General features: G+C 33.3%; 1 protein-coding gene. It reads right to left on the minus strand.

All coding sequences use genetic code 11. The annotated features are described in order from the left end of the window. Window positions 1–2,114, minus strand: a 2,114-nt coding sequence (locus CHB80_RS24300; protein WP_143337254.1) for a non-ribosomal peptide synthetase, incomplete at both ends; no start/stop codon positions are given.

Raw genomic sequence — 2,114 nt, forward strand, 5'->3', positions numbered from 1 at the left:
TCAACTAATTGTATATAAGCTCGTGATAAAGAATCAATGTCCAATGCTCCTTTAAATTCAAAAGCATTAAAAATAGTATACGCAACACTTCCCTTGTCAAACTGACTTAACGTCCACAACCTACGCTGTGATGACGTTAAAACATAACATTCCTTCTCTGCTGATACAGGAATAGAATCTGAAGTAATTTCTTCTACTACTTCCGTAATACCCGCAATCGTAGGGTTTAAAAAGATATCCTTAATAGCTACCGATAATTCGAGTTCATTTTTAATCTTATTGACAATCAAATTAATCTTTAAACTATGACCACCTAATTCAAAAAAGTTATCAGTAATCCCGATAGGATCTATACTCAATACTTCTTCCCAAATAGCAACTAGTTGTCTTTCTAAATCTGTACTAGGTGCTACATATTCATTCTTTATTACATCTTCTGCTACAATAGCAGGCAATGCTTTCTTATCTACTTTACCATTCGCATTTAATGGAATAGTATCTAGCGCCACATAATATGTAGGTACCATATAATCAGGTAACATATTACTTAATTCTGTACGCAATTCTTGTTTATTAATTTCTTTACTACTTGTATAATATGCTACAAGTGCTTGTGTTTCCTTCACTGTGGCAACCACTATAACTGCTTGGTTTATGGCCGCTAATGAAGTTAATGTGTTTTCTATCTCTCCAAGTTCGATACGATATCCTCGTATTTTTACTTGGCTATCTTTTCTACCTATAAATTCGATATTTCCATCAGGTAGCCAACGTCCTAAATCACCGGTTTTATATAGGAGTCCGCTTTCGCGAAAGCGGTTAAAAACAAATTTCTCTTCTGTTAATTCTTTACGGTTAAGATATCCTCTAGATAACCCAACACCTGAAATACAAATCTCTCCAACGACACCTACAGGCTGTAACTGCATCGTATTTGAAACAATATAGATCTCTGTGTTAGAAACTGGTTTTCCAATAGGAATACTATCTCCTGAACGATCTTTAAGATCAAAATTTGTAGTGACTACTGAGTTTTCAGAGGGTCCATAATTATTATAAATATGTATATCTAGTGCTCCTTTAGGTAGTGAAAGTGCTTCTCCTCCAGTTAAAATTTTAATTCTTTCTATGGATATATTTTGTCCGACTAATTCTTCACAAATCTTTGTTGGTAAATATGCATGTGTGATTTCGTTTTGTTCTAAAAACTCTGTAAGAAGTTGTACATCGTATCTCACTTCTGAGTCAGAAATTGGATATAAGGAAGCGCCTGCTAATAAGTAAGGGTAGATTTCCCATACAGAAGCATCAAAGCCAATCCCAGCATATAAAGTTCCTCTACTAGAAGAGGTAACATGATACGCTTCAATATGCCAAAAAGATAAATTCAATGCACTTTTGTGCTCTATCATAACTCCCTTAGGCTTTCCTGTAGAACCAGATGTGTAAATCACGTAAGCTAAACTAGATGGAGATATATGTATCTCTGGAAGTGAAGTAAGTGTATGCTCTACTGCATTAAATGCATCTATAAATGACGTATCTATTGTAATAGTACAGTTACTATCTACTTGTATGTATTCAATGCGTTGCTTTGGGTAACTTGGATCAATAGGTACATAAGCACATCCTGCCTTTAAGACTGACAAAAGACTAATGACTAACCACTCGCCTCTATCTAATTTAATCCCAACTATGTCTTCTTTTGACAACTCAAAATTTGATAATAAATAATGAGCCATTTGATTTGATAATGTATCTAATGCGGCATATGTAAATTGTTTACCCTCGTGTACTAAAGCAATTGCATCTGGCGTTTTATTTACCTGATTTACAAATACATCTATAACGGTTCTGTTTATATCATAAGATTTTTTGGTAGTATTAAATTCTGTAAGTAGTTGTGCTGTATCTTCTTTAGTTAAGAAGTTAATATCTGTAATACTTTGATCAGCATTTTGAAGACAACTATTTAAAAAGTTTTCTAAGTGTATTCCTATTTTTTCTACAAACACAGGATCATAAATATCTGTATTATAATCTATGTGTACTGCTAATTGTCCTTCGATTTCTGTAAACACAAAACTCATATCAAACTTACTAATGCTATGCTT

Source organism: Dokdonia pacifica, from assembly GCF_900188275.1.
GTDB classification, from domain to species: domain Bacteria; phylum Bacteroidota; class Bacteroidia; order Flavobacteriales; family Flavobacteriaceae; genus Dokdonia; species Dokdonia pacifica.